Source organism: Methylophaga thiooxydans DMS010 (genome assembly GCF_000156355.1).
GTDB lineage: Bacteria > Pseudomonadota > Gammaproteobacteria > Nitrosococcales > Methylophagaceae > Methylophaga > Methylophaga thiooxydans.
In genome coordinates, this window is the sequence record NZ_GG657882.1 from 43,632 (window position 1) to 49,700 (window position 6,069).

At 46.5% G+C, this 6,069-nt stretch carries 3 protein-coding genes and 1 tRNA gene; 2 read left to right on the forward strand and 2 right to left on the reverse strand.

From position 1 onward, the window contains the following. Positions 1-26: 26 nt before the first annotated feature. Positions 27-3,110, reverse strand: coding sequence for an efflux RND transporter permease subunit (locus tag MDMS009_RS00225; RefSeq protein WP_008289785.1), 3,084 nt, complete (start codon positions 3,108-3,110; stop codon positions 27-29). A gap of 41 nt (positions 3,111-3,151) precedes the next feature. Then, entirely contained in the window at positions 3,152-4,258 is a 1,107-nt protein-coding gene (locus MDMS009_RS00230; RefSeq protein ID WP_008289795.1) for an efflux RND transporter periplasmic adaptor subunit, read from the reverse strand. A 138-nt stretch (positions 4,259-4,396) separates the two neighbouring features. Here MDMS009_RS00230 and MDMS009_RS00235 point away from each other — a divergent pair. Together MDMS009_RS00235 and MDMS009_RS00240 are read left to right on the forward strand one after the other, a co-directional pair. Next, a tRNA-Phe gene (locus MDMS009_RS00235) sits at positions 4,397-4,472 on the forward strand. Between the two features lie 198 nt (positions 4,473-4,670). After that, complete coding sequence (locus tag MDMS009_RS00240) at positions 4,671-5,684, forward strand: hypothetical protein (RefSeq protein ID WP_043887662.1); 1,014 nt, start codon at positions 4,671-4,673, stop codon at positions 5,682-5,684. Positions 5,685-6,069: the final 385 nt, after the last annotated feature.

Sequence of the window (6,069 nt, forward strand, 5' to 3'; positions counted from 1 at the left end):
CGCGTTTTTGATTCCGCTAGACTAAGCTACTGGTTAAAACGGCCATAACGTAAAATCACACTCGGTAACACCAGTAGATTCAGTACCGTGGACGAAATAAGTCCACCGATAATGATACTTGCCATCGGCCCCATAATTTCTCGACCTGGACTGTCTGAGTTCACTGCAATAGGCAACATTGCCAAGGCCGTCACGAGCGCCGTAATCAAGATTGAAGGCAAGCGCTCTTGCGCCCCACGAATCGCTGTATCCAAATTCCATTTAGCCCCTTCTTCCACCACCAGATACTGATAATGCGACACCAACATAATGGAGTTACGCAAGGTGATACCGAACAAGGTGACAAAGCCAACCAATGATCCAATGGATAACACGCCGTTGGTCATCAACACCGCAATCACACCGCCGACTAATGAAAACGGTAAGTTCATCAAAACCAATAGCATATTGCGCATGCTCTGCAAGGCAAGATATAACAGTAACAGCACGGCAATACCGGCCAAGGTAGAGTGCACAACCAAATCTTCACGTGATTGTGCCTGAGCGACAGCTGCACCGGTAAACTCAGGGTAAATGTCGGCGGTAAAGCTTACTTCTTCGTGTACGCGTTGTTTTAATTCATCAAAGAATGAGGCCAAATCTCTACCGGAAACATTACTGGTCACTGTCTGTAAGCGCTGGCCGCCCCGGTGTTGAATCATATGCCGCCCAGAAACTTGCTGAATACTGGCAACTTCCTCCAGTCGGAGAGTAATGCCATCAGGCGTCTGGATTGGTAAATCTTTAACGTGCTTTGGTTGCTGGCGTTGTTCATCGGTTAAGACCACAACAACATCAAACACCTGATTACCTTCATACACCTGACCTACAATAGCGCCATCAAACCCCGTTCTAACAGTTTGCATGACTTCAGCAGGTCGTAGTCCCCAACGAGCCAGCTTATCCAAATCCAAACGCACTTCTATCTGTGGCTCACCGGGTGGCGCACGCAGTTGTACATCGGTCGCACCATCAATTCGCTGCATCACCTCTGCCACTTGCTGCACTTTTTGATCTAGAGCATTGAGGTTTTTACCGTATATGTTCACCACCACCGGTGAGGTATACCCCGAAATGGTCTCATCGATCCGTTCGGTCAGAAAGGTATTCACCTCTGAATTAACGCCAGGGAAAGCTTCCAAAACCTCACGGATTTCATCCAAGACTTTTTGTTGCGATGGCCCATCCATCGGTTCTAAGTCAACTTCATATTCACTGTAATGGGTGCCAAAGGTATCCGCACCGCGTTCCGCACGACCAGCCCATTGTGAGGTTGATCGCACACCCGGTATTTCGGCAACCCGTTTCTCAATTTGCCCGCCCATACGTAGTGATTCTTGAATTGATGTGCCCGGCACACTGGCGGTATGAATAATATAGTGACCTTCTCGCAGCTCAGGTAAAAAGCTACCACCTAACAAAGGCAAAATTGCCAGGCCGCCTAAGCAAAATACAAGTACGCCAGAAAGGGTTAGCCGCGGAAATACGCTGACTCCACGCAGTATTTTGCCGTAGGTAGGCTTAATCCAACGAACCAAAGGTGGCTCTTTATGACTAAGACTGCTGCCCCGTGTTAGCAAAATATGACATAAGGCTGGCGTCACCGTCAGCGCGACGGCCAAAGAGGCAAAAATCGCTAAAATATAAGCTTCACCCAAAGGCTCAAACATTCGGCCTGCCACACCACTTAAGGTCAACAGGGGCACAAACACCAGCATCACGATAAAACTGGCATAAACCACCGAGCTACGGACTTCCATTGAAGCTTGATACACCACATCCATCGTTGGTTTTGGTGTGGCTAAAGCGGCATTTTCACGCAGTCGACGGAAAATATTTTCAGTATCGATAATGGCATCATCTACCACCTCACCTAATGCAATTGCCAGCCCGCCCAGCACCATAATGTTGATATTGATACCAAACTCAAGCAGCACGATTAAAGCCGCGAACAACGATAATGGAATCGCCGTCATTGAAATAATCGCTGTGCGTAAATTAAATAAAAATAAGAACAACACCAACATGACCAAACTACCCCCGACCATGAGATGCTCTTGAATATTATGCAGAGAGGTTTCGATGTAATTGGCAGGCCGGAATAGATCGTCGTGAAGCGTAATGTTCTCGGCCGCAAAGCCATCCTTGAATTCATCTAATGCTGCTTCAATACCCTCTGTCACCGCAAGCGTATTGGCTTTGTATTGACCGATCACCATCAACACCACACCCGGCTTGCCACCAATCGCCGCACCGCCAATTGCAGGTGCTGGAGCGCTTTTGACGGTAGCAATATCACCTATGTGAAGAATGGTCGCACCTGACTTACGCACAACAACTTTAGCTAATTGCTCTGCGGTAAGAGGCTGTCCACTGACTTGCAACATCATGCGCTGGTTTTGATTCTCGATATAACCACTGCCCAGTATGCCAGTCGCTTTTCTAGCCACCGTTGTCACTTCATCAACTGAAATGCCATAACGTGCCAGTTTGCGAGGATCTATCTGAATTTGTAACTGCTTTTCGTGACCGCCAAAAACGTTAATGTCTGCCACGCCCTCAACACTCAGAAGCCTTGGCGATAAGGTCCAATCCACCAAAGACCGAAGCTTCATCAGGTCGTGTTCATCTGAACTCAAGCCAATTGTCATAATCGTGCCTGACGATGACTCCAATGGCACCATAAGTGGCGGTCCTACACTTTCAGGCAGTGCTGCTTGCAAACCTAATAATCGTTCTGACACTAACTGTCGGTCTAAATAAATATCGGTGCTGTCATAAAACGTCAGAATCAGCACTGACAGGCTGGGAATTGATTGCGAGCGGATAGACTCCATGCCCACTAATCCACCCAAGGCATTTTCAAGTGGCTGGGTGACCAGCACCTCCACCTGCTCGGCTGTTAATCCTCGAGCTTCTGTCTGAATGATGACCTGTTTCGGCGCAAACTCCGGAAAAATATCGAGGCTGGAATTGGATAATTTATAGATACCATAGCCCAATAGCAGCACAGCAAGCGCCACAACAATGCCACGAAAACGAACAGAAAAGGCAACAACCTTAGATAGCATGGGCGATCCTAATTAACGTCTTTATATCCATAACCCGCAAATTAATCATCATCCTCATCATGGATCTGCCAACGAAACTCTTCGGCAAGCAGCATTTGTGAACCCGAAATCACCAACGCATCTCCTGCTTCGAACCCAGATTCGATAAAAATGCCCCCCACGACAATATCGCCATCAGCCAGTGCCCGACGCTTAAAAGTGGCTTCATCTTGCTGTATATAAGTCCAGGGCTGACCCGCATACCAGACGATTGCCTGTTCCGGAATATGAAATCCCGTTTTGGGTTCATCATTTTTTGGGATCCAAGCATCTAAGCGCATACCTAACCTTAGCTTGCCCGTACTGATACGAAAATAGTAGGTTTCACCTTGAATCTGCTGTGTCGCAAGGTAAGCAGGTGAGACGTAATACGCTTTCCGAGCCGAATCCCTATCCCCTTCACGCGACACACGAATCATGCTGACATCCGCAGTCAATGAGGCACCAACCGGCAAGGTCACCAGAATCAAGGTATCTTGACGACTGACTATGCGGTCAAATTCTTTCGAAGGCTTGTCCAGCACCCAGCTCGCGATAGGATTCCCCCAGCCTTGTAATAGCTCTGTTTTTGCATCTTCCAATTGAAAGCGAGCTGCCTGTAAATTCGCTCGCGCTTCCTGCCAACTGGCATCCGCATAGTTCACATTTTTGCTGGCAACACTTCCTGTGTTATTTGCTAGTTTACGAAGTCGTTCCAACTCTTGTTTGGCTGCCTGCTCACCGACTTGAGCAACGCGTATCGTGGACTGCAATTGATTAATTCGTGAACGCCAGCGGAGTAAATCTCGTGTATCGACAACCTTTGCATAAGCCATCAGCTCAGAGAAAAACAATTTTTTGCTAACGGGAATCGTCTCAACCCCGGCATAATCAATGGCATCATCATCGAGAGTGACGGTCATTGGCTGCAGATTAGTTTCATCTTCTTCATCGTCGTCATCCTCTTCACCATAACTTGCCGCACGTTCCGCAGCCTCGTTATAGTCAGAAACAACTGTCGTCATAAAACCAGACCATGAAAATTGAGTGATGGCAGGTAGTACCACACCGACCACTAACACCACCGCAACAAATACGAACCAGAACCTCAGTTTTCTGCGTAACACCATCTGTTATCCATTGAATAATCGACTAAATCAGCAAATCATTAGAGCATGGCATATTGCTAGCGACAAGCATCCCGCATAAATATTCCTGCTTTCCCTTGACACGCCCCCCCGCAAAAGGGTTTAATACGCACCCTTATCGGCTCGATAGCTCAGTTGGTAGAGCAAGGGATTGAAAATCCCTGTGTCCCTGGTTCGATTCCAGGTCGAGCCACCATGAACATGAAAACCCTGTCAGTTTTTTCTGACAGGGTTTTTTTGTATCTGCCACACCGCCTTATCTCCTTAGCAAATCATTTACCAGCTTTCTGTATAGTGTCTCAGGAGCTCTGATATTCAACGATTATTGCTAGTGTTGCATATCGCTGACGAACTAAAAAAACACTACACTTTCACTGTTAAAGGAATAATGCTGATGTCTGTCAAACCGCAAACCACTGTATACGCTCTCCCCTTCCTGTTTCTGTTTTTTCTTATAAGCTCCCTCACACTAAAAGCAGAGAACACGACAGACGATGCTTATTTCAGTGCTGAGCTAGGCGCTGTATTTTTTGATTTACCAGAGTATCAAGATGGATATGGCGTTGTTGGACTTGAACCTGTCAGTGGCCCTTATTTCTCTGAAGCTGACGATCACAATGGTTCATCGCTGACCCTCACAGGGGGCATACTGACAGACAAACATATTAACTGGTTGAATAGCACCGTATTTCTGGAAGCATCCGGTTTTTACAGTAAGAGCAATGAAAACGCCAATGCCACGCTTGGCTCTGATCCTGATGGCAACAATATCCGTTTTGCATTATTCGATGGCTCTAATGGTTTTAATAGCTCGGATGGTGGTCCATTAAACTATAAACTCCGCTCTGAAATCGACTACTATGGTGCCAGACTCGATCTTGGTCTTGAGTCTGAATTAGGTAGCTGGACAATACGAACTCAAGTCGGCCCCCAACTACTGAGGCTAAAGCAAGACTATACCCTATACGGGATGGCCATTAATGACCCTAACTCAACCTACAATCGTTATGAGTCGCTCGACTCACGTTACCGAGGCATCCGCTTTGCCGTATCAGCAGATAAACAATTTACCAATCAGGTTTCCGTTGAAACTGAGCTAGGTATTTCTGCGCTGGCCTTGCGGACACGTTATAAAGGGCAAGACGAACACTACGCAGATGGGCAATCTCAGCAAAACCATAGCTTACACAAGGGCACATACAGCGCAGACCTGAAGTTAGCAGCCCGCTATCAAGTGACTCCTGCTGTTGCTTTTGGCCTCAACATCGCTACAACCTATATCAATGATGTACCAGAAATTAAACATGCCACCGGAGCAACATCAAACAATACCTTTGTTCCCAGTTCGCTTGATACCGACACGATGCTGGTAACAACCGTCGGCGTGGAGCTCACATCCACCTTTTAGTCAGCATAGGTATGCTTTTCGTATCAGTAATTTGTCCATATAACGCTAAAAACATCTCTCCATGACTGTCTTTTGCCAGTTATCAGGGCCCTACGCGAATGTAGGGCCACTGATTTTTTAAGCATTGGCTTGAGTACAACAAAAGCCAAAACAGTCACTAATGTTTGTAACGCACAACTGTTTTCAGACGGGTGTAATACCGCGTCATCACCGCAGCCACTATGAGTTTATATTACCAAAACAGCACTTTTGTTGTAAAAAAGACACATAAATATGAAATATGCGTCAAAATTCTCTTTTTTGTTGTAAAAGTGTTGCAATGAGTTTTTTTCTGTGCAAAATTAGCATTCAACCGTTAATCAGTACGGTTACGAGAGAAATTAAA

Excerpts from the sequence above, each read along its gene's own strand:
- MDMS009_RS00225 (WP_008289785.1), bottom strand. The coding sequence starts at position 3,110 with ATGCTATCTAAGGTTGTTGCCTTTTCTGTTCGTTTTCGTGGCATTGTT.
- MDMS009_RS00230 (WP_008289795.1), bottom strand. The coding sequence starts at position 4,258 with ATGGTGTTACGCAGAAAACTGAGGTTCTGGTTCGTATTTGTTGCGGTG.
- MDMS009_RS00240 (WP_043887662.1), top strand. The coding sequence starts at position 4,671 with ATGTCTGTCAAACCGCAAACCACTGTATACGCTCTCCCCTTCCTGTTT.